This window comes from Kitasatospora sp. GAS1066B (genome assembly GCF_041262605.1).
Taxonomy (GTDB): Bacteria; Actinomycetota; Actinomycetes; order Streptomycetales; family Streptomycetaceae; genus Kitasatospora.
Window position 1 is genome coordinate 269,540 of the sequence record NZ_JBGCCO010000003.1, and the last position, 20,199, is coordinate 289,738.

Sequence of the window (20,199 nt, forward strand, 5' to 3'; positions counted from 1 at the left end):
AGACTCGGGCTGTCCGAGCAGCGGCCCCCACTCCTGAGGACTGAACAACCTTGAGCGGATTTGTCACCAAGCCCGAGCCGGTCCAGGTCCCCGGCCTGGTCCACCTGCACACCGGCAAGGTGCGCGACCTCTACCGCGACCAGGCAGGCCGCCTGGTCATGGTGGCCAGCGACCGCACCTCGGCTTTCGACTGGGTGCTGCCCAACGAGATCCCCGACAAGGGCCGGATCCTGACCCAGCTCTCGCTCTGGTGGTTCGCTCAGATCGCCGACCTGGTGCCCAACCACGTGCTCTCCACCGAGCTGCCCGAGGGCGCCCCCGCCGACTGGGCCGGGCGCACCATGATCTGCGACGACCTGAAGATGTTCCCGGTCGAGTGCGTGGCCCGCGGCTACCTGACCGGCTCCGGCCTGCTGGAGTACCGGGAGACCCGGACGGTCTGCGGCATCGTGCTCTCCGAGGGCCTGGTGGACGGCTCCGAGCTGCCCGCGCCGATCTACACCCCGGCGCTCAAGGCCGAGGTCGGCGAGCACGACGAGAACGTCCCGTACGAGGAGACGGCACGCCGGATCGGCGCCGACTGGGCCGCCGAGCTGCGCCAGACCACGCTGGCCGTCTACATCCGGGCCCGGGACATCGCCAGGGAGCGCGGTCTGCTGCTGGCCGACACCAAGTTCGAGTTCGGCCTGCGCGACGGCGAGCTGGTGATCGGGGACGAGGTGCTGACCCCCGACTCCTCGCGCTACTGGCCGGCGGACCTGTGGGAGCCGGGCAAGCAGCAGCAGAGCTACGACAAGCAGTTCGTCCGGGACTGGCTGACCTCGCCCGCCTCCGGCTGGGACCGCACCGGCGAGCAGCCGCCGCCGGCGCTGCCCGCGGACATCGTGGAGCGCACCGGGGCCAAGTACGTCGAGGCGTACGAGCGGCTGACCGGGACCGAGTGGGTCTGAGCCCAGGTCGGCTCGGGCGTCGGCTCGGGCACCGGACGGCCGGTCAGAGCCAGCCGTGCTCGCGGGCCAGCCGGACCGCCGCGTGGCGGTTCTCGGCGCCCAGCTTGCCGGCCGCCGAGGAGAGGTAGTTGCGCACCGTGCCGGGCGAGAGCCCGGCACGGACGGCGATCTCGGCGACCGGGGTGCCGTCGGCGGCCAGCTCCAGCACGTCCGTCTCGCGCGGCGTCAGCGGGCTGTCGCCGGCGCTGATCGCCTCGGCCGCCAGCTCCGGGTCCACGTAGCGGCCGCCGGAGCGCACGGTGCGGATGATGCCGGCCAGGTCGGCGGCCGAGACGGTCTTCGGCAGGAAGCCGCGCACCCCCACCTCCAGCGCCCGCTTGAGGTATCCCGGGCGACCGTGCCCGGTGACGATCATGGTGCGGCAGTCCGGCAGCAGCCGGCGCAGTTCGGCGGCCACCTCGATCCCGTCCAGTCCCGGCATCTGCAGGTCGAGCACCGCCACCTCGGGCCGGTGCGCCTTGGCCATCGCCAGCGCCTCGGGCCCGGAGGCGGCCTGGGCGACCACGGTGAGGTCCTCCTCCAGCGCGAGCAGTGCGGCCAGCGCGCCGCGGATCAGGTGCTCGTCGTCGGCGAGCAGGATCCGGACGGGGGCGGTCATACGGCCAACTCCTGCTGCTCGGTGGCGACGCGGGCCAGCGGCAGGCTGGCGCGCAGGGTGAAGCTCGCGGCGGATCGGTCGCAGCTCAGCTCGCCGCCGTGGGCGGTCAGCCGCTCGCGCAGGCCCGCCAGTCCGCTGCCGCCCTGGGAGGGTTCGGCCGGGCGGACGCCGTCGTTGACCAACTCCAGCACTGCTTGCTCCTGGTGGGTCCAGAGCCGGACCGAGACCAGGGCGGCCTCGCTGTGCCGCAGCACGTTGGTGGCGGCCTCGCGGACCACCCAGCCGAGCACCGACTGGGTGAGTGCGGGCAGCGTGGCGGGGTCGGGCCCCAGGTCGATCCGGCACTCGATCCCGGCGGCCCGCAGCACCGAGCGGGCCCCGGTCACCTCGGCGGCCAGGTCGGCGGTCCGGTAGCCGCGCACCACCTCGCGCACCTCGCGCTGCGAGTCCTGGGCGATCCGCTGCACCTCGACCATCTGGTCGGCCGCCTCCGGTCGCCCGCGCCGGGCGAGTTGGACCGCGAGTTCGGCCTTGAGCGCCATCGTGGTCAGGTTGCGGCCGAGCACGTCGTGCAGGTCGCGGGAGAACCGCAGCCGCTCCTCGGCCACCGCGAGCCGGGCCTGGGCCTCCCGGGCCGTGTCCAGCTCCCAGGTCACCTGGACCATCCAGGCCGAGCAGCGGCAGCTCGCCGCGCATCCCGCCAGGCCGAGCAGACCGCCGAACGCCTGGCCCACCGCCGCCGCGGGGCTGTCGCCGGCGACGGCCACCGGTGGCAGGGACAGCACCACCATGGCCACCCCCCAGAGCGCCAGGGCGCGCGGTCGCAGCGCGATCGCGGGGACGACGGCCCAGAGCACCAGCAGGAACTCGGCGCAGACCAGCAGCGCGGTCGATCGGTGGCCGTGGCGCGAGCCGGCCAGCAGTGGGCCCCAGATGGCGGCCTGGGTGAGGACCGCCTGCGCCAGCAGCAGTCGCACCGGCGTCGGACCGCCGCGCAGGTGGCACTCGAAGGCGGCGCGGACCAGCGGGACCGAGAGCGCGGCGCCCAGCAGCACCAGCCCGCTTAGCAGGACCGCCGCGAACCCGGACGCCTGCCGGGTCACCTCCTCGGCGGCGAGGGGGAGCATCGTGAGTGGCACGAAGACCGTCATCGTGTACATCGACCAGCGGATGTAGATCTCGATCCGCTTCGGCTTGCTGTAGTCGCGCCAGGCCCGAACACCCATGGCCGCCCCCTCGTCCCGTGTCGCCCTCTTCCTACCAGACGCCTTACCTGCGGGGTTCCCAGCGGAACCGGCGCCGGGCCGCCCAGGCGGCGACGGCGAGCCAGGCCGCGGCGCCGCCGAGGTAGGGGAGGGCGAGGAGCCAGCTGCCGGCGAAGCCGGTGGGTGCGCCGGAACCGTCGCCGCCCAGCCAGCCGATCCGCAGCAGCTGCAGCGCCGAGCTGGCGGGCAGCAGGCGGCAGAGGTCGGCCAGTTGCGCCGGCATGACGCTGTACGGGACCACCAGGCCGGAGCCGACGAGCGTGACCAGCACCACCGGCAGGGTGGTGAGTCCGGCGGCCTCAACCGTGCGGGTGTGGCTGCTGGAGAGTGCGGCGAGCGCGGCCAGCAGGGGCACGGCCAGCAGCAGGCCGAGCAGCACCAGCACCGCGTTGACCGGGGCCGCGAGGCCGAGCAGCACGGCGGTGGCGGCCGTGATCAGCGCGGTCTGCAGCAGCGCGAGGAGCGCCGAGGGCAGTGCGGTGCCGGCCAGGATCTCGCCGTCCGTCAGCTCGCCGGTGCGCAGCCGCTTGAGCACCAGCTCGCCGCGCCGGGCGACATAAGCCGCCGTCAGGTTGGTGTGGACGCCGAAGAGCAGCGCGACCGCGGTGAGGTTGACCACCAGGGCGGCGTGCAGGTCGACCCCGGGCAACTGGGCGCGTTCGGCGCTGAGCAGCGAGTGCAGGCCGCTGACCATGGCGATCGGCATGAGCACCGCCATCGCGAGCGCGGTGCGGTTGCGGCCGAGCAGCAGCAGCTCGGTGCGGACCAGCCCGGCCGGCCGGCGCAGTGCGGGGCGCCGGGTCGGCAGCGGGCGGGCGGGACGCGGGGCGGTGAGCGTCATCGGCTCGCTCCGATCAGGGTGCGGCGGCGGCGGGGAGCGGTGCGGGCCTGGGTGTCCGGTTCGGTCGGCTCGGGCGGTGCGGCCTCGGCGGCGATGGCCAGGAAGGCCTCCTCCAGGGTGGCGCTGCGGGCGTCCAGGCCGTGCAGCGTGACGCCCCGCTCGGCGGCCCAGCCGAGCAGCTCGGTGAGGGTGCGCTGGAGTTCGCGGGTGCGCACGGTGACCTTGCGGTCCTGGAAGCCGACCTCGGCGCCGGGCAGCGAGAGCAGCGGTTCGGCCGGTTGCTCGGGCAGTTCGAAGCTGATCCGGGCGGGCCGGTCGGCGATCACCTGGGGGACCGTGCCGCTGGTGACCACCTGGCCGTGGTGCATGATCGCCAGGCGGTCGGCCAGCTCCTCGGCCTCCTCCAGGTAGTGCGTGGTGAGCAGGATCGTGGTGCCCTGGGCGCGCAGGTCGCGGACCAGCTGCCAGACGGCGGCGCGGGCCTGCGGGTCCAGGCCGGTGCTCGGTTCGTCCAGGAAGAGCACCTCGGGGCGCCCGATCAGCGCCACCGCCAGGTCGAGCCGGCGTTTCTCGCCGCCGGAGAGCTGCTTGACCCGGACCCCGGCCCGGTCGGCGAGGCCGACCAGGTCCAGGGCCTCGCCGACCGGGCGGGGCGTGCTGGTGCTGCGGGCCCAACCGGTGACCGTCTCCGCCACCGTCAGGTCGCCCGGGAAGCCGCCCTCCTGGAGCATGATCCCGATCCGCGGCCGCAGTGCCGCCCGCTCCCGGTGGGGGTCGTGGCCCAGCACCTGGACGGTGCCGGCGGTGGGCCTGGCCAGCCCCTCGATCAGTTCCATGGTGGAGGTCTTGCCGGCCCCGTTGGTGCCCAGCAGCGCGAACAGCTCGCCGCGCGCCACCGTGAGGTCCAGCCCGCGCACGGCCGTGAAGCCGCCGCCCCGGGTGCTGCCGTAGCGCCGGCGCAGGCCCTGGGCCTGGACGGCGGGAGAATCGCTGTTCATGGCCTCGACGATCCCGGCGGACCGGGCCGTCGGGCAGTGCGGGGGCTCACCGGTCCCGGATGAGTTTCCACGGGTCGGCGGTGACAAATGTCACCGGTGGGCGACGGCGGGAAACGCGAAATGGGCCTCCCGAGGGAGACCCATTTCGACTGCGAGCGGACGACGAGATTCGAACTCGCGACCCTCACCTTGGCAAGGTGATGCTCTACCAACTGAGCCACGTCCGCATGATCTTTGGTTGTCCTACGATACCGCAGGTGCACTGCTGTACTGCGAGCGGACGACGAGATTCGAACTCGCGACCCTCACCTTGGCAAGGTGATGCTCTACCAACTGAGCCACGTCCGCACGGTGCTGGTGGGCACCGGCCGCTGCTCCCGACTTGCGGTTGCGGCGACGAGAAATACTCTACCCCATCGTCGGGACTGCTCACGCATCCCTTCCGTCGCGGCCGTCCGGCGGCGACGGAAGGGCGGGTGGCACGAGGTCAGTTGGCCTCCGCGAACGCTTCGTAGACGTGCTTGGGGATCCGCCCGCGGGCCGGCAGCTCCATGCCCCGGGACTGGGCCCAGGCGCGCACGGCGGCCGGGTCGGGCGCGAGTGCGGTGCGGCGGAAGGACTTTCCGGTGCGGCTCTGACGGCGGCCGGCCGCGACGAAGGGAGCGAGTGCCTCCCGCAGCTTTTCCGCGTTGTCCAGGGACAGGTCGATCTCGTACGACTTCCCGTCGACGCCGAAGTGGACGGTTTCCGCGGCGGCGCCGCCGTCCAGGTCGTCGGAGAGCGTGACAACTACACGCTGAGCCATGGGTGTCAATCCTCTCGGCAATTCGGCCGACGGGCGCGGTGTGCCGCGGCGGCCCTGTGCTCCGGCGTTCCAGGGGCATACGGGTGCGCCTGGGGCACACCGCCTGCGCAGCTCCTGGCACCGCCGGTGGCCCTATTCTGCACCCGGAGCACGGCGAAAATCGATGGGCCTTGCATTCTTTTTCCGGATATTCACCTCGCTTCGCCTCCGTACCGATACTTCGCGCCGGATACCACCGGGTATCCGTGGTCGATCTGTCCGGTGTGCCGGTATTCGTGGGGGTCATCGAGCGGGGTCCCGGTGAACCTGGGAAGTTCTTTAAAGAGGGAGGAAACGGGCGGGCCGGAACGCCGGAACCCGTGTGACGTAAGGGGTGCGGGTCTACGCGCGTCGAGATCCCCGGCCCGTCGAACGGCCGTTGAACCCCGGTACTCTGAAGGTCCCCCGCCTTCACGCACCACACCTTTGGGAGTGCCAGTGGCACGCGTCGTAGTCGACGTCATGCTCAAGCCGGAGATCCTCGACCCCCAGGGACAGGCGGTGCAGCGCGCACTGCCCCGTCTCGGATTCACCGGGATCGCCGACGTCCGCCAGGGCAAGCGTTTCGAGCTGGAACTGGAGGGCCCGGTGGACGACGCCGCGCTCGCCCGGATCCGCGAGGCCGCCGAGACCTTCCTGGCCAACACCGTGATCGAGGACTTCACCGTCCGCGTCGAGGAGACTTCGTGACCAGCCGGGTCGGCGTCGTCACCTTCCCCGGCTCGCTGGACGACCGGGACGCGCAGCGCGCGATCCGGCTGGCCGGCGCCGAGCCGGTCGCGCTCTGGCACCGCGACAAGGACCTGCACCAGGTCGACGCGGTGGTCCTGCCCGGCGGATTCAGCTACGGCGACTATCTGCGGGCCGGGGCGATCTCGCGCTTCTCGCCGGTGATGGCCACCATCATCGAGCAGGCGAAGCTCGGAATGCCGGTCCTCGGTATCTGCAACGGCTTCCAGGTGCTCACCGAGTCGCACCTGCTGCCCGGCGCGATGCTGCGGAACAACCACCTGCACTTCATCTGCCGGGACCAGAAGCTGCGGGTGGAGAATGCCACCACGGCCTGGACCACGGATTACCAGGCGGGCCAGGAGATTTCCGTCCCGTTGAAGAACATGGACGGCCGGTACACGGCGGACGCGCGCACGATCGACGAGCTGGAGTCCGAGGGCCGGGTGGTTTTCCGTTACCTCGCCAGCGGCCCGAACGAGGTGGGTAACCCGAACGGCTCGATCAACGATATTGCCGGGATCACCAACGCGGCCGGCAACGTGGTCGGTCTGATGCCGCACCCGGAGCACGCCGTCGAACCGCTGGTCGGCACCGGCGGGACCGACGGTCTGGGCTTCTTCACGTCCGTCCTCAAGCAGTTGGTGAGTTCCTGAGATGACTCTCGACACTGTCAAGAACGCCGAGCAGACTCCGGACGCCGCCCAGCCCTGGGCCGAACTCGGCCTGAAGGAAGACGAGTACACCCGGGTCCGGGAGATCCTCGGCCGCCGCCCCACCGGCGCCGAGCTCGCGATGTACTCGGTGATGTGGTCGGAGCACTGCTCCTACAAGAGCTCCAAGGTGCACCTCAAGCAGTTCGGCGAGAAGGCCCCGCAGTCCGACGCGATGCTGGTCGGCATCGGCGAGAACGCGGGTGTGGTCGACGTCGGCCAGGGCTACGCGGTCACCTTCAAGGTGGAGTCGCACAACCACCCGTCCTACATCGAGCCCTACCAGGGCGCGGCCACCGGCATCGGCGGCATCGTGCGCGACATCCTGGCGATGGGCGCCCGCCCGGTCGCGGTGATGGACCCGCTGCGCTTCGGTGCGGCCGACCACCCCGACACCCGCCGGGTGCTGCCCGGGATCGTCGCGGGCATCGGCGGCTACGGCAACTGCCTGGGCCTGCCGAACATCGGCGGCGAGGTCGTCTTCGACCCCTGCTACCAGGGCAACCCGCTGGTCAACGCGCTCTGCGTGGGCGTGATGAAGCACGAGGACATCCACCTCGCCAAGGCCAGCGGCGCCGGCAACAAGGTCATCCTGTACGGGGCCCGGACCGGCGGCGACGGCATCGGCGGCGTCTCGGTGCTGGCCTCGGAGACCTTCGACGACTCGAAGCCGACCAAGCGTCCGGCCGTCCAGGTCGGCGACCCGTTCCAGGAGAAGCTGCTCATCGAGTGCACCCTGGAGGTGTTCCGGGAGCAGCTGGTGCTCGGCATCCAGGACCTCGGCGGCGCCGGACTCTCCTGCGCCACCTCGGAGTTGGCCTCGGCCGGCTCCGGCGGCATGCGGATCGAGCTGGACACCGTGCCGCTGCGCGACGCCACGCTCTCGCCGGAGGAGATCCTCATGAGCGAGTCGCAGGAGCGGATGTGCGCGATCGTCGAGCCCGACAAGGTCGAGCGCTTCCTGGAGATCTGCGAGAAGTGGGACGTCATCGCCACCGTGATCGGTGAGGTGACCGACGGCGAGCGGCTGGAGATCTTCTGGCACGGCGAGCTGGTGGTGGACGTGCCGCCGCGCACCGTCGCGCACGACGGACCGGTCTACCAGCGCCCGTACGCCCGCCCGTCCTGGCAGGACGCGCTGCAGGCGGACGCGCCGACGGCTTCTCGCCTCGCCCGTCCGGCGAACGGTGAGGAGCTGAAGGCGGCCCTGCTGGCCGTGGCCGGCTCGCCGAACCAGGCGTCCAAGGCGTGGATCACCGACCAGTACGACCGGTTCGTGATCGGCAACACCGTGCTGGCCACCCCCGAGGACTCCGGCATGATCCGGATCGACGAGGAGACCAACCTCGGCGTCTCGGTGGCGACCGACGGCAACGGCCGGTTCGCCAAGCTGGACCCGTACACCGGCGCCCAGTTGGCGCTGGCCGAGGCGTACCGCAACGTGGCGGCCGGTGGCGCCAAGCCGCTGGCGGTCTCCGACTGCCTCAACTTCGGCTCCCCCGAGGACCCGGACGTGATGTGGCAGTTCGCCGAGGCCACCCGCGGCCTGGCCGACGCCTGCCAGATCCTGGGCACCCCGGTGACCGGTGGCAACGTCTCGCTCTACAACCAGACCGGCGAGGTCGCCATCCACCCGACCCCGGTGGTCGCGGTGCTCGGCGTCATCGACGACGTCACCCGGCGCACCCCGATCGGCTTCGCCGAGGAGGGCCAGCACCTCTTCCTGCTCGGCGACACCGCCGACGAGCTGGGCGGCTCGGCCTGGACCCAGGTCGTCCACAACCACCTGGGCGGCCTGCCGCCGAAGGTGGACCTGGAGCGCGAGCGGCTGCTCGCCGAGATCCTGATCGCCGCCTCGCGCGACGGCATGATCGACGCGGCGCACGACCTGTCCGACGGCGGCCTGGCCCAGGCGCTGGTGGAGAGCTGCCTGCGCGGCGGCCAGGGCGCCCGGGTGATCGTGCCGGCCGAGCTGGACCCGTTCGTCTTCCTCTTCTCCGAGTCCGCGGGCCGCGCGGTCGTCGCGGTGCCGCGCAGCGAGGAGCTGCGGTTCACCGACATGTGCGGTGCGCGGGGCCTGCCGGCCACCCGGATCGGCGTGGTGGACGGGGACGCGCTGGAGGTCCAGGGCCAGTTCTCGGTCTCGCTGGCCGAGTTGACCGAGGCGCACACCGGCGTGATCGAGGCGCTGCTCGGCTGAGCCGCGCCGCCTGAACCAGCCTGAAACGGCCTGCTCCCCGCCTGGCGGAGCGGGCCGTTTCCGCTTCACTCGGAGCGCTGGGTAGGTTGGGCGGCATGGCGAAGACGGTGACCCGCAAGGCGCGTGACTACGACCCGGCGAAGGTCCGGGCCGCGCTGGGCGCGCAGACCGAGGCGCTGCGGGCCGCCGTGCACCGGCTCTGCGCTGACCCGCAGGCGGAGCGGCTGCTGGCGCTGCCGACCCGGCTGGGCGACTGGCGGGTGCGCGAGCTGGTGGCCCACCTGGCGGTCCAACTGGCCTGGGCGCCAAGCCGGCTGGACCAGCCCCCGGAGGGGCGGGCGCCGCTGGAGCTGACCGCCTGGGTGGCCGGGGTGGGCTCGCTGGCCGAGCTGCTCGACGCGGGCACCCTGGCGCACACGGCGCAGGCCTTCGCCGGTACGCCGGCCGAGGTGGCGGCGGAGTTCGACGCGGCGGCGGATGCCCTGCTCGCACTGCTGGCCGGGCCCGAAGTCCTGGACCCGCAGCGGCGGTTCGAGATCCGGCTGGGCTCGATGTCGCTGGCCGACCTGCTGGTCACCCGGCTGGTCGAGGCGGTGGTGCACGCCGACGACCTGGCGGCGGCGCTGGAGCTGCCCGAGTTCCCGCACGACCGGTTCGCGCTGGCCTCGGTCTGCCGGCTGCTGGCCGACTCCTTCGCCGCTCAACAACCCGGTGGGGCTGTCGAGTTGCGGATCCCGCCGTTCGCCGTGGTGCAGGCGGTGCCCGGCCCGCGGCACACCCGGGGCACCCCGCCGAACGTGGTCGAGACCGACCCGCTCACCTGGCTGCGGCTGGCCACCGGGCGCCAGGACTGGGCCGCGGCGGTCGACGCCGCCAGGGTGAGCGCCAGCGGCGAGCGCAGCGACCTGAGCGGGCTGCTCCCGGTGATGAACTGACGGTCGGTCAGGCTGACGTGCGAAGGGCACCCGCTCGCCGACCGGTGGTCGGCGAGCGGGTGCCCTTCGCGGCGGGAGCTACTGCTTGAGCGCGGTGTAGGCCTCGTCGCTGCTGTCCTTCAGGAACTTCCAGCAGCGCTCGGCCTCCTCGGTCTCCTTGATCGCGTCGGCGGCCCGGGCCAGGGCGGCCAGGCAGCGCAGGAAGCCGCGGTTGGCGCGGTGCTCCCACGGGACCGGGCCGTGGCCCTTCCAGCCGGCCCGGCGCAGGGCGTCCAGGCCGCGGTGGTAGCCGGTGCGGGCGTAGGCGTACGACTCGACCACCCGGCCCTCGGTGAAGGCGTCATCGGCGAGCATGGCCCAGGCGAGGGAGAACCACGGGTAGTCCGCCGCGAGCTGGGTGGGCGAAGCGGACTCCTCGGCGAGCCGGCGGTACGGCTCGGCCTCCTCGGAGAGCAGCGTCGGCTCCGGGCCCGAGAGCAAGTTCTTCCGTTCAGTCATGCCTCCCAGTCTGCCAGCCCCCGCTGAACGGCCGGGAGCGCCCGTGCACACTGCGCGCACGGACGCTCCCGGGGTGTTCAGCGGGGGTTCGTTCAGGCGGAGCACTGGTAGAGCAGCTGGAGGCTCGGGCTGCTCACCGACTGGCCGTAGTCACCGGGCGCGACCGGTGCGCAGCTGCTGCGCACCCAGTCGGTGATGGCCGTGGTCGGCGTGGACTGCGCACCGCTGCGGCCACCCCCGCCACCGCCGCCGAAGCCGCCGAACCCGCCGGTCGGACCGAGCAGCACGTACTTCAGCCGGCCGCTGCTGACCATGCCCTGGAACTGCGCCAGGCTCGGCGAGGGGACCTTGCCGGTGAAGCCGCCCATCGGCAGCACCTCCTTGCCGGTGGCCAGGATGTAGGGGGAGGAGGCGCTCCAGCTGGTGGCGGCGAACAGGTAGCGGGCGTTGCCGTCGTGCGCCTGGGTGTAGTCGAGGATGTCCTGCTGCGCCTTGGTCAGCGTGCTGCCGGACTGGCCGAAGGCGGCCGCCAGCGCGCTGCCGGCACCCGCCGCACCGCCGGTCCCGCGGCCGAAGCCGCCGGCGCCGGGGCCCGCGCCCCAGGAACCCTGGGCCCAGGCACCGCCGCCCGCACCGCCGCGCGCACCGGTGTGGCCGCCACCCGCGGCGGGCCGTCCGAAGCCGCGGGCGGCCTGCGGGCCGACCGTGCCCATGCCGGAGTTGCCGTACTTGGCGTCCAGGACCGAGGCGGCCCAGGCGCCGGGCGCCAGCAGCATCGCGAAGAGCGAGGTGATCAGGCCCACGGTGGCCAGCCGCAGCCGGCCGATCCGGCGCTCACCGAACCGGGTGCTGCGGGCCAGGCCGAGCAGCACCAGCGCCAGCGCACCGACCCCGAGGGTGGCCGGGGCCAGCCAGGGCAGGAAGGTGGGGAACAGGTGGGCCAGGTAGGCGGCCCAGCCGGCCGTCCCGGCCACCGCGACGGGCAGGGCCCAGGCCTTGCGCCCGCCCGTCCGGAAGGCCTGCCAGAGCAGCACCGTGCCCGCGCCGCTCAGCGCGGCCAGCGGGGTGGCGATCACGCCCATGTAGTAGCTGTGCCCGCCGACGCTGCCCGCGCTGAAGACCAGGAAGAACACGGCCAGCCAGCTGCCCCAGAGCAGGTAGCCGGCGCGCAGCCGGTCGGTGCGCGGCTCGCGGCGGCGCCAGGCCAGCGCGCAGAGCAGCGAGAGCGCGGCGAGCGGGTAGAGCCAGCCGGTCTGCGGGGCGAACTGGGAGCTGAACATCTTGGTCCAGCCGCCGTCGCTGCCGCCCGGGCCGCCCTGACCGCCTTGACCGGCCTGGCCGCCTTGGTGGCCGGCGCCCTGCCGAGCCTGCTGGGCGGGGTTGCCGGTACCGCCCTGGGCACCACTGCCTTGGGCACCACCTTGGGCCCCGCCGCCCGCGCCGCCGTGGCCGCCGCCACCGAAGCCCATCACGCCGCCCTGCCCCTGCCCCGAGGTCACGCTGCCGGTCTCACCGGCGTTCAGGCCCACCGAGGTGAAGCGGTTCAGGAAGTTGTAGCCGACCACCATGCTGTAGGCCGAGTTGTCGGTGGTCCCGTCGATGTACGGGCGGTCCTTGGCCGGGGTGACCGTGGCCAGCAGTATCCAGGAGGCCGAGACGGCCACCGCGACCAGACCGGCCAGCGCGACGTGGCCCAGCCGCCGGCGCAGCCGGGTCGGCGCGGCCACCAGGTAGACCAGGCCGAGCGCGGGCAGCACGGCCCAGGCCTCCAGCATCTTGGCCTGGAAGGCCAGGCCGACCCAGACGCCGGCCAGCAGCAGGGAGCGCGGCTTCGCGCTCTGCGCGGCGCGCATCGTCGCGTCGGCCGCCAGCAGGAGCAGCAGGGTGAAGAGCGGGTCCTCGACCGCGGTGCGGAACAGGCCGGCCAGCACCGGCGTCAGGGTGAAGGCGCCGGCTGCGAGCAGGGCGGCGTTGGCGCCGGCCCAGCGGCGGACGCCGCGGTACAGCACCAGGACGCAGAGCACCCCCTCGATCGCCTGAGGCAGCGTCAGCGCCCAGGGGTGGAAGCCGAAGAGCCGCGCGGAGAGGGCCTGTGGCCAGAGGAAGCCGGGCAGTTTGTCGAGGGTGATGGTGTTGGCCGGATCGTACGAGCCGAAGACGAAGGCCTTCCAACTCTCCGTCATGCTCCGTACGGCGTCGGCGTAGAAGGTGTGGTAGGTACTCTGACCGATCCCCCAGAAGTACAGGATCCCCGCGAGAATCGCGATGCCGAACAGGGCGGGCCTGGCGTAGGCCGGCTGCCCTTCGGGCGAGCGCCACGGGGCGCGGCGGATCGGCCAGGGGCTGTCCGGCAGCTCAGGGGCGATCGGTAGCACGGTGGTAGCCATGAGTGACAGCCTTCGTGGCGTCCATGAGAAGAACCTGACAGACAGGGCATTTCGGCGAAATCCATACCGGTACCAGGGAAAGATTTTGCCGTCCGGCTTCTTTACTTCCAGCTCGCCGGGCAGATTTACAGCCCGCTCTCAGGATTCGCCCGGAGCGGCAACGGGCCCGGGCACGCACGAGCCCCGGTCGACTGGTGCCGACCGGGGCTCGTGCGTTGACCGCTGGTGCCTACTTCAGGCGGGTGCCCGCCGAGCGCAGCGCCTTGGTGGCCTCGACCACGCGGGCGGCCATGCCGGCCTCGGCCAGCTTGCCCCAGGTGCGCGGGTCGTAGGTGTTCTTCTTGCCGACCTCGCCGTCGACCTTCAGCACGCCGTCGTAGTTGCGGAACATGTGGTCCACGACCGGGCGGGTGAAGGCGTACTGGGTGTCGGTGTCCAGGTTCATCTTGACCACGCCGTTCTCCAGCGCGGTGGCGATCTCCTCGGCCGAGGAGCCCGAGCCGCCGTGGAAGACGAAGTCGAACGGGTCCTTCTTGCCCGACTGGGCGCCGATCGCGTCCTGCAGGTCGCGCAGCAGCTCGGGGCGGAGCACGACGTTGCCCGGCTTGTAGACGCCGTGCACGTTGCCGAAGGAGGCGGCCAGCAGGTAGCGGCCCTTCTCGCCCAGGCCCAGCGCCTCGGCGGTGCGCACCACGTCGTTGACCGAGGTGTAGAGGTTGTCGTTGATCTCGTGCGAGACGCCGTCCTCCTCACCGCCGGTCGGGGTGATCTCGACCTCGAGGATGATCTTGGCGGCGCGGGCCTGGGCCAGCAGCTCCTCGGCGATGGCCAGGTTGTCGGCCAGGGTCTCGGCCGAGCCGTCCCACATGTGCGACTGGAAGAGCGGGTTCCGGCCGTTGGCCACGCGCTCGGCGGAGACCGCGAGCAGCGGGCGGACGTAGCCGTCCAGCTTGTCCTTGGGGCAGTGGTCGGTGTGCAGCGCGATGGTGACGTCGTACTTCGCGGCCACGATGTGGGCGAACTCGGCCAGCGCGACGGCGCCGGTCACCATGTCCTTGTTGTGCTGGCCGCCCAGGAACTCGGCGCCACCGGTGGAGATCTGGATGATGCCGTCGCTCTCCGCCTCGGCGAAGCCGCGCAGCGCCGCGTGCAGGGTCTGCGACGAGGTGACGTTGATGGCCGGGTAGGCGAACTTGCCTGCCTTGGCCCGGTCGAGCATCTCGTTGTAGGCCTCGGGGGTTGCGATAGGCATGCGAAAACGCTCCTGTCGGGGGGAATGTTGTGCGCCGCGGCCCGGACGCCGGTGACATCCTCCCAGACTCGTCCGTCGGCTTCATCATGCCGCTCGCCACACGGGACAGAAGGCCGGACCTTTGCGGACGAAAGGTAACGTTCGGGCAGGTCGGGGGCGGTATTCCGTGCGATAGGCAGTCGACTGTAACTGTCCGCGGGACCGCCCGTGGGCCCGCCGTGGCGGCCCGCCGGGCCCCGACGCCGGGTGCCGGCGGACCGGTCCGCCGTGCGAGGCTCTGCCGTCCAGGACACCCGACCGCGCTATTCTGCGCCCGTGACTACCACTACCGACCTAGCGGTCAATCTCCTCGATGCCAAGTCGCTGATCAGCTCGGTCGGGACGGTCGGCCTGCTGGCGATCATCTTCGCCGAGACCGGCCTGCTGATCGGCTTCTTCCTGCCGGGCGACTCGCTGCTGATCCTGGGCGGCGTGGCCGCCTCCTCGGCCGCCGCCAAGGCCTTCGGGCCCGGCGTGCAGATGCCGATCGCCGCCCTGCTGATCGGCGCGCCGCTCTGCGCGATCGCGGGCGCGCAGCTCGGGCACCTGCTCGGGGCGAAGGTGGGCGGCAGGCTCTTCGACAAGCCGGACTCGCGGATCTTCAAGCGCGAGTACGTGCAGAAGGCCGAGGAGTACTTCGACAAGTTCGGGCCGGAGAAGGCCGTGGTGATCGCCCGCTTCATCCCGATCGTGCGGACCTTCCTCAACCCGGTGGCCGGCACGTTGGAGATGCCGGCCCGCAAGTTCTTCGTCTGGAACGCGATCGGCGGCGTCATCTGGACCGAGGCCATGCTCTGCATCGGCTACTTCTTCGGTGACTCGATGGCTCCGGTGATCGACAAGTACCTGATCCCGGCGATGGCCCTGATCATCCTGCTGTCGATCTCGCCGATCCTGGTCGAGGTGGTGCGGGAGCGCAAGAAGCGCAAGGCGGGCGGCGCGGCCTACGCCACCGAGGCCGAGGCCGAGGCCGCCGACGCGTTGCAGGCCGGCGGGCGGCACCGCCGGGGCTGACCGAGCTGCTCAGTACCAACGGCGCAGGACCGACGGCGCAGGACCAACGGCGCAGGACCAACGGCCGGGGGCCGCACGGTTTCACGTGAAACCGTGCGGCCCCCGGCCGTTGTGCGGGGCTCGACGGCTCAGGCGAGGTCGAGGTCCTGGGCGGTGAAGACCGTGTAGTACGGCAGCCCGGTGGCCTCGATCGCCGGTGCGGCGCCACGCTCGACGATCACCGCGACGCCGACCACCTCGGCGCCCGCCTCGCGCAGCGCCTCGACGGCGGTCAGCACCGAGCCGCCGGTGGTGGAGGTGTCCTCGACGGCCAGCACCCGGCGGCCCTTGACGTCCGGGCCCTCGATCCGGCGCTGCAGGCCGTGCGCCTTGCCGGCCTTGCGGACCACGAAGGCGTCCAGCTCGCGACCGCGCGCGGCGGCGGCGTGCAGCATCGCGGCGGCGACCGGGTCGGCGCCCAGCGTCAGGCCGCCGACCGCGTCGTACGCCAGGTCGGCGGTGGCGTCCAGCAGGACCCGGCCGACCAGCGGGGCGGCCTGCGCGTCCAGGGTGATCCGGCGCAGGTCCACGTAGTAGTCGGCCTCACGGCCGGAGGAGAGGATGACCTTGCCGTGCACCACGGCCTTGGTCTTGATCTGGGCCAGCAGGGCGTCGCGGTCGGTGCTCGGGGCGTTGGTCGGCTCGTTGCTCATGGACAGTCAGTCTAAGTGGCCGCTGATCAGCGCCTGCGCAGGGCGCGGGCCACGATGACGGCACCGCCGAGCAGGGCGACGCCGCCACCGATCACCCAGGGTGTGCTGATCCGTCCCGGCAGCCGGGTGGCCACCGGCGCGGTGCTCTGCTGGTCGCCGTACCAGCGGCTGGCGGCCCGGGCCCGGGCGCTGCGGGCCGGCAGCGCCGGGGCGTAGCGGCCGCGCGGCGGGGCGTGGTCGACCTCCTCGGCCGAGCGACCGACGATGCTGCGGCGGACCGGGCCGCCCAGCGGGTCGTCGGGGGAGAACGGCTCCTCGACGGCGCGCGGGTAGCCGTAGGGGAGGTCCATCCGGGCAGCCGGCTCGACCGGCTCGGAGGTGCCCTCGCTCTCCGGGGCCTCGCCGTTGCCGGCATCCGGCTCGGCGGGGGTCTCCGGCGAGAAGGCGATCAGGTCGGAGAGGTCGTCCGCGAAGAGGTCGTCGGGGAGTTGGTCGCCGTCCTCCTCGCGCGACTCGTCCTCGTCCCGGTCGTCCGGGACCACGGTGAGGGTGGGGGCGCCCTTGAGCTCGGCGGTGAGCGCGTGGGCGAAACGATCCAGCAGCCGACGACCGGCGACCGCGAGCGCCTCGCCGTCGAACTCGGCGAGCCGCCCGCCCGGGGTGAGGTCGCCACTGAACCTCAGCACGGTGCTGCTCGCGCCGTCGGTGGCGGGCGGCTCCACGCGCAGCCGCAGGGTGGCCACCACCTCGCCTTCGCCACGGACCTCCTGGCCCTCGGCGAAGGCGGTGAGCACACCGGTGCCGCCGCTGCGGATCAGCGAGACCACGCCGCGATAGGTGATGGTGGAGCCGCCGATCCGCACCCGGAGACGACCGTTGATCTCCTCGGGGCCGCTGGCGGCGGAACGCTTGGCAGCGGTGCGCCGCTCGGCTGCGTCGGAGGCATCGGTGCTCAGGCCGGGGACGCAGCGCGCGAGCAGCGTGGCGTCCGCGAGGGCGGGCTGGACGAGTTCGGCCGGCAGCTGGATGACAACCTCATGCTCCATGCCTGTGAGCCTACCGATCTGTTCCGGGAGGTGGCGGGCACGGCACCGGGTTGGGGTACGGACGGGGGTACCCGGCGACACCGGCGCTGGTCGAGCCGGGTCAGCGCGGGTGCATCAGGGTGCTCGCCGGGGGCAGCGGGGTGGGGCGGTCGGCGGCCAGCGCGGCGGCGGCCGTGGCGAGTTGGTCGGTGGTGAGCGAGCGCGGGGGCGGCGCGTCGGCGGCCAGCGACAGGCTCGGCTGCCGGTCGTGGGCGGCGAGCAGCACCGCCGTCCGGTCACCGCTGCCGGACGGGTCGCAGGCCGGGCCGTGTCCGGGCACCGGGAAGGGCACCGTCCACAGGCCGGCCGCGCGCAGGCCCGCCTCCGCCGTCCACAGGCCGGGCCCGGTGGGTGCGGGCACCGCGAGCCGTCCGCCGGGGGTCAGCCGCGCGGCGGCCAACTGGTAGAACTCGGCCGCGTGGTACTCGCTGCGGGCCGCCCGCTCGGGTGCCGGCAGGTCGGCCAGCACCGCGTCGAAGCGCTCGCCGTCGCCGTCCGTGCGCAGCCAGGACAGCGGGTCGGCGGTGATCACCCGCACCCGGGGGTCAGCGAAGGAGTGCTCGCCGAGCGCGGCCAGCGCCGGGTCCGCCCGGGCCAGGGTCGGCAGCGCCGGGTCGAGGGTGACCACCAGCACCTCGCGCACCCCTTGGTGGCGCAGCACCTCGCGCAGCGCGAGGCCGTCGCCGCCGCCGAGCAGCAGCACCCGGCCGTCGCCGGCGCCCGCCAGCGCGGGGTGCACCAGCGCCTCGTGGTAGCGGTATTCGTCCCGGCCGCAGACGGCGAGGTGGCCGGCCTGGTAGAGCCGCAGTGGTTGGTCCCACGTGCTGCCCTGGGCCGGGACCCGGGCCGGGCCGGTCAGCACCAGTTCGCCGTAGCGGCTCTGTACCGCCTGGCGGGGTGGGCCGCCGTAGAGCGCGTGCCGGGCGGCGCGTTCGATCGCGCCGGTGCAGGCGCCGGCCAGGGCGAGGGCGGCCAGCACCGTGCCGCACCCGGTCCAGAGCAGCGGCCTGACCCGACGGCTGGGCTCGTCGCGGAACAGCCAGAGCACCACCGCCGCGCCGGCCACCGCGTTGACGGCGCCGGTCAGCAGCGCGCCGGTGGCCTGGCCGAGCAGCGGCAGCAGCACGAACGGGAAGGCGAGGCCGCCGATCAGCGCGCCCACGTAGTCGGCGGCGAACAGGTCGGCGGCGGCCCGGCCCGCCTCCTCCCGGCGGATCCGCTGCAGCAGGGTGAGCAGCAGCGGGATCTCGGCGCCGATCAGCACCCCGATCGCGCAGGTCAGGCCGACCATGGCGAGCTGGTAGCGGCCGAGCCAGGCCCAGCAGCTGTAGAGGACGAGCACGGAGAGCCCGCCGATCAGCGCGAGCGCGCATTCGACCAGCGCGAAGGAGGTGGCCGGGCGGTGGGTGAAGTGCTTGGCGATCAGTGAGCCGACGCCCATGGCGAAGACCATCACGGAGAGCACGACGGAGGTCTGGGTGACCGAGTCGCCGAGCAGGTAGCCGCCGAGCGCGACCAGCTCCAGCTCGTACACCAGCCCGCAGGCCGCACAGACGAACGCGGCCAGCAGCACCAGCAGGCGGGTCGCGCGAGGCCGCCGGCAGGCGGTGCTGGTGTGAGTGCCGGCGGTGGTGCGTGCGGTGATTCGATCGCTAGTTCGGGCGCGCGGCTCCTGCTCCCCGCGTGGGTCCGGTCGACCGCGCTCCCCCGTCCGGGCAAGGACACCCGTTCGGCTGCGGCCGTCCGGGGGAGCCGGATCGTCCGTTCGGCCGGGGGCGCCGATCGGACCGGCGCTGCCCGCCCCGGCCCGGCCGTCCTGCGGAGTGCGTCCGCCGCGCAGCCGTAGGTGGACCCGGGGACCGGGGTGCCGCACCGGCCCCGGCGGGGTCTCGGTGCGGCGCTCGGCCTGGCGGCGGGACCGGGTCCGACCATGGGTACGGGCCCTGACTCGGACGGTCCGTGGCCGCGCGGGCTGGGTGGGTCCGACGCGGTCGAGGCCGGGCTGGGTGGGCGGGTCCGCCGGCTGGTTGATCACGGAGAAACGCTAGGCGACCCCTGCCGCGAATAGTCGCACTCGTTCGAGGGATAGCTCGCTGGTTCGGCTTGACGAATCGTCACGATGTTCGGAAGTGAGCAATCGTCAGTTCGCTCCGCGGCCAGGACGATCCGCCGTCAGAGGCCGGGCCTGGCCAGCGCACAGCGCGCGCCCGGCCGCGGTGGGCCGACCGCGACCAGTCCGCGCAGCACCAGCGAGGAGCGGGTGCAGACCAGTCGGCCCTCCTGCGGGTAGGCGTGCCAGGTCCGCCAGAGCACCCGCTCCGCGCTGCCCTGCGCGACCAGGGCGGTGAAGGCGCTCGGGTCGCCGGGGAAGACCCCGGCCAGGCCGCGCGGGTGCTCGTCCACCAGGGCCAGGATCTCCTGTGCCCGGGCGGCGAAGACGTGCGGCGGCAGCGACTCGATCCGGGCCGCGAACTCGTACTCCCACCCGGCGACTTGCTCGGCCACCCGGGCCGGCAGCGGAGTGCGCCGGCCGGGCATGCAGGCCACCGTCTCCAGGCACTCGCCGGGCCCGGCCGCGATCACCACCTGGTGCGAGGCGCCCAGCAGGCGCAACTGCACGGTGCCCGCCGCGCAGCCGCCGTCGCCGTTGCCCGCGCCGCCGGCTGCCTCGCCGCCCGCGCGGCCGCCGGTCGCGGCCGCTCTGCGGCCCGCTCTGCTGCTCGTGGCGCCGCCCGTCGCGCCGCTGTCCGCCGTCGCGCGGCGCCCGTTCGAGCCGTCCAGGCGGGCCGTGCCGAGCGGCCCTGGCACCCCGGTCAGGGCGTCCGGACCGGGCAGCGGCAGATCGCGCACCGCGAGCGCGGGCAGCGGTCCGCCGCCGAGACACCAGGCCAGGTCACCGGCGCGGGTGTCGGTATAGGAGGTCTGCAGTGTGGTGAGCATGCTGGCTCCGCATTTCAGCTCCGTACGCGCCCCCCGTGCAGCGCCCGACTCGGCCGAAGGCGAGGTGGTTCGTGGCTGTGCGGTCCAGGACGCGGCCGACCGTGGAAGGAAGGATTCCGGCTGGAGATTCAGCAGCAGAGAAGCACGAATTCTCCGGGT

The 20,199-nt window shown here is 73.0% G+C and carries 18 protein-coding genes and 2 tRNA genes; 6 read left to right on the top strand and 14 right to left on the bottom strand.

Annotated features, from left to right (window positions below; translation table 11 throughout):
• The first annotated feature begins 50 nt into the window (after window positions 1-50).
• Window positions 51-950, top strand: a complete 900-nt coding sequence (locus ABH937_RS04600; protein WP_370217302.1) for a phosphoribosylaminoimidazolesuccinocarboxamide synthase — start codon at window positions 51-53, stop codon at window positions 948-950.
• A gap of 43 nt (window positions 951-993) precedes the next feature.
• Here ABH937_RS04600 and ABH937_RS04605 read toward each other — a convergent pair whose 3' ends face one another.
• From ABH937_RS04605 to ABH937_RS04635, 7 genes are all read right to left on the bottom strand, one after another.
• On the bottom strand, window positions 994-1,608 hold the full coding sequence (locus ABH937_RS04605) for a response regulator transcription factor (RefSeq protein WP_280691685.1): 615 nt from the start codon (window positions 1,606-1,608) through the stop codon (window positions 994-996).
• Window positions 1,605-2,834: a sensor histidine kinase gene (locus ABH937_RS04610; protein WP_370217304.1), complete on the bottom strand. Its 1,230-nt coding sequence runs from the start codon at window positions 2,832-2,834 to the stop codon at window positions 1,605-1,607. Before ABH937_RS04610 ends, ABH937_RS04605 begins: the two co-directional genes overlap by 4 nt.
• A 43-nt stretch (window positions 2,835-2,877) precedes the next feature.
• The gene (locus tag ABH937_RS04615) at window positions 2,878-3,714 is read right to left on the bottom strand and encodes an ABC transporter permease (protein ID WP_370217305.1); all 837 of its coding nucleotides are present in this window, start codon (window positions 3,712-3,714) and stop codon (window positions 2,878-2,880) included.
• Entirely contained in the window at window positions 3,711-4,712 is a 1,002-nt protein-coding gene (locus ABH937_RS04620) for an ABC transporter ATP-binding protein (protein ID WP_370217306.1), read from the bottom strand. Before ABH937_RS04620 ends, ABH937_RS04615 begins: the two co-directional genes overlap by 4 nt.
• A gap of 154 nt (window positions 4,713-4,866) precedes the next feature.
• Window positions 4,867-4,939 (bottom strand) — tRNA-Gly (locus tag ABH937_RS04625).
• 48 nt (window positions 4,940-4,987) lie between these two features.
• Window positions 4,988-5,060 (bottom strand) — tRNA-Gly (locus tag ABH937_RS04630).
• Window positions 5,061-5,199: 139 nt separating this feature from the next.
• Window positions 5,200-5,517 (bottom strand): Lsr2 family protein, encoded by a 318-nt coding sequence (locus ABH937_RS04635; protein WP_184936468.1) that lies wholly within the window; start codon window positions 5,515-5,517, stop codon window positions 5,200-5,202.
• 471 nt (window positions 5,518-5,988) lie between these two features.
• Between ABH937_RS04635 and purS the strand changes: the two genes are divergently transcribed.
• The 4 genes from purS to ABH937_RS04655 all read left to right on the top strand — a co-directional run bounded on the left by purS (window position 5,989) and on the right by ABH937_RS04655 (window position 10,133).
• Window positions 5,989-6,246, top strand: coding sequence for a phosphoribosylformylglycinamidine synthase subunit PurS (purS, locus tag ABH937_RS04640; protein WP_280691689.1), 258 nt, complete (start codon window positions 5,989-5,991; stop codon window positions 6,244-6,246).
• The gene (gene purQ, locus ABH937_RS04645) at window positions 6,243-6,941 is read left to right on the top strand and encodes a phosphoribosylformylglycinamidine synthase subunit PurQ (RefSeq protein WP_280691690.1); all 699 of its coding nucleotides are present in this window, start codon (window positions 6,243-6,245) and stop codon (window positions 6,939-6,941) included. Before purS ends, purQ begins: the two co-directional genes overlap by 4 nt.
• A 1-nt stretch (window position 6,942) precedes the next feature.
• A complete protein-coding gene (gene purL / locus ABH937_RS04650) occupies window positions 6,943-9,198 on the top strand; it encodes a phosphoribosylformylglycinamidine synthase subunit PurL (RefSeq protein ID WP_370217308.1) in 2,256 nt (751 codons plus the stop codon).
• 95 nt (window positions 9,199-9,293) lie between these two features.
• Window positions 9,294-10,133, top strand: a complete 840-nt coding sequence (locus ABH937_RS04655; RefSeq protein ID WP_280691692.1) for a sterol carrier family protein — start codon at window positions 9,294-9,296, stop codon at window positions 10,131-10,133.
• A gap of 78 nt (window positions 10,134-10,211) precedes the next feature.
• On the opposite strand, the gene ABH937_RS04660 is transcribed toward ABH937_RS04655, so the two are convergent.
• From ABH937_RS04660 to fbaA, 3 genes are all read right to left on the bottom strand, one after another.
• Window positions 10,212-10,631, bottom strand: a complete 420-nt coding sequence (locus ABH937_RS04660) for a DUF3151 domain-containing protein (RefSeq protein ID WP_280691693.1) — start codon at window positions 10,629-10,631, stop codon at window positions 10,212-10,214.
• 92 nt (window positions 10,632-10,723) lie between these two features.
• A complete protein-coding gene (locus tag ABH937_RS04665; protein WP_370217309.1) occupies window positions 10,724-13,018 on the bottom strand; it encodes an ArnT family glycosyltransferase in 2,295 nt (764 codons plus the stop codon).
• Window positions 13,019-13,247: 229 nt separating this feature from the next.
• Window positions 13,248-14,270, bottom strand: coding sequence for a class II fructose-bisphosphate aldolase (gene fbaA / locus ABH937_RS04670; RefSeq protein WP_280691695.1), 1,023 nt, complete (start codon window positions 14,268-14,270; stop codon window positions 13,248-13,250).
• Window positions 14,271-14,585: 315 nt separating this feature from the next.
• Here fbaA and ABH937_RS04675 point away from each other — a divergent pair, with 315 nt between their 5' ends.
• Window positions 14,586-15,323, top strand: a complete 738-nt coding sequence (locus ABH937_RS04675; RefSeq protein ID WP_280691696.1) for a DedA family protein — start codon at window positions 14,586-14,588, stop codon at window positions 15,321-15,323.
• 128 nt (window positions 15,324-15,451) lie between these two features.
• On the opposite strand, the gene pyrE is transcribed toward ABH937_RS04675, so the two are convergent.
• From pyrE to ABH937_RS04695, 4 genes are all read right to left on the bottom strand, one after another.
• On the bottom strand, window positions 15,452-16,015 hold the full coding sequence (pyrE, locus tag ABH937_RS04680) for an orotate phosphoribosyltransferase (RefSeq protein ID WP_280691697.1): 564 nt from the start codon (window positions 16,013-16,015) through the stop codon (window positions 15,452-15,454).
• Window positions 16,016-16,041: 26 nt separating this feature from the next.
• A complete protein-coding gene (locus ABH937_RS04685) occupies window positions 16,042-17,061 on the bottom strand; it encodes a hypothetical protein (RefSeq protein WP_370217310.1) in 1,020 nt (339 codons plus the stop codon).
• A gap of 100 nt (window positions 17,062-17,161) precedes the next feature.
• The gene (locus ABH937_RS04690; RefSeq protein ID WP_370217340.1) at window positions 17,162-18,745 is read right to left on the bottom strand and encodes a polyamine aminopropyltransferase; all 1,584 of its coding nucleotides are present in this window, start codon (window positions 18,743-18,745) and stop codon (window positions 17,162-17,164) included.
• 527 nt (window positions 18,746-19,272) lie between these two features.
• Window positions 19,273-20,040 carry a DUF2617 family protein gene (locus ABH937_RS04695; RefSeq protein WP_370217311.1) on the bottom strand — a complete coding sequence of 256 codons (768 nt, stop codon included), beginning with the start codon at window positions 20,038-20,040 and terminating at the stop codon, window positions 19,273-19,275.
• Window positions 20,041-20,199: the final 159 nt, after the last annotated feature.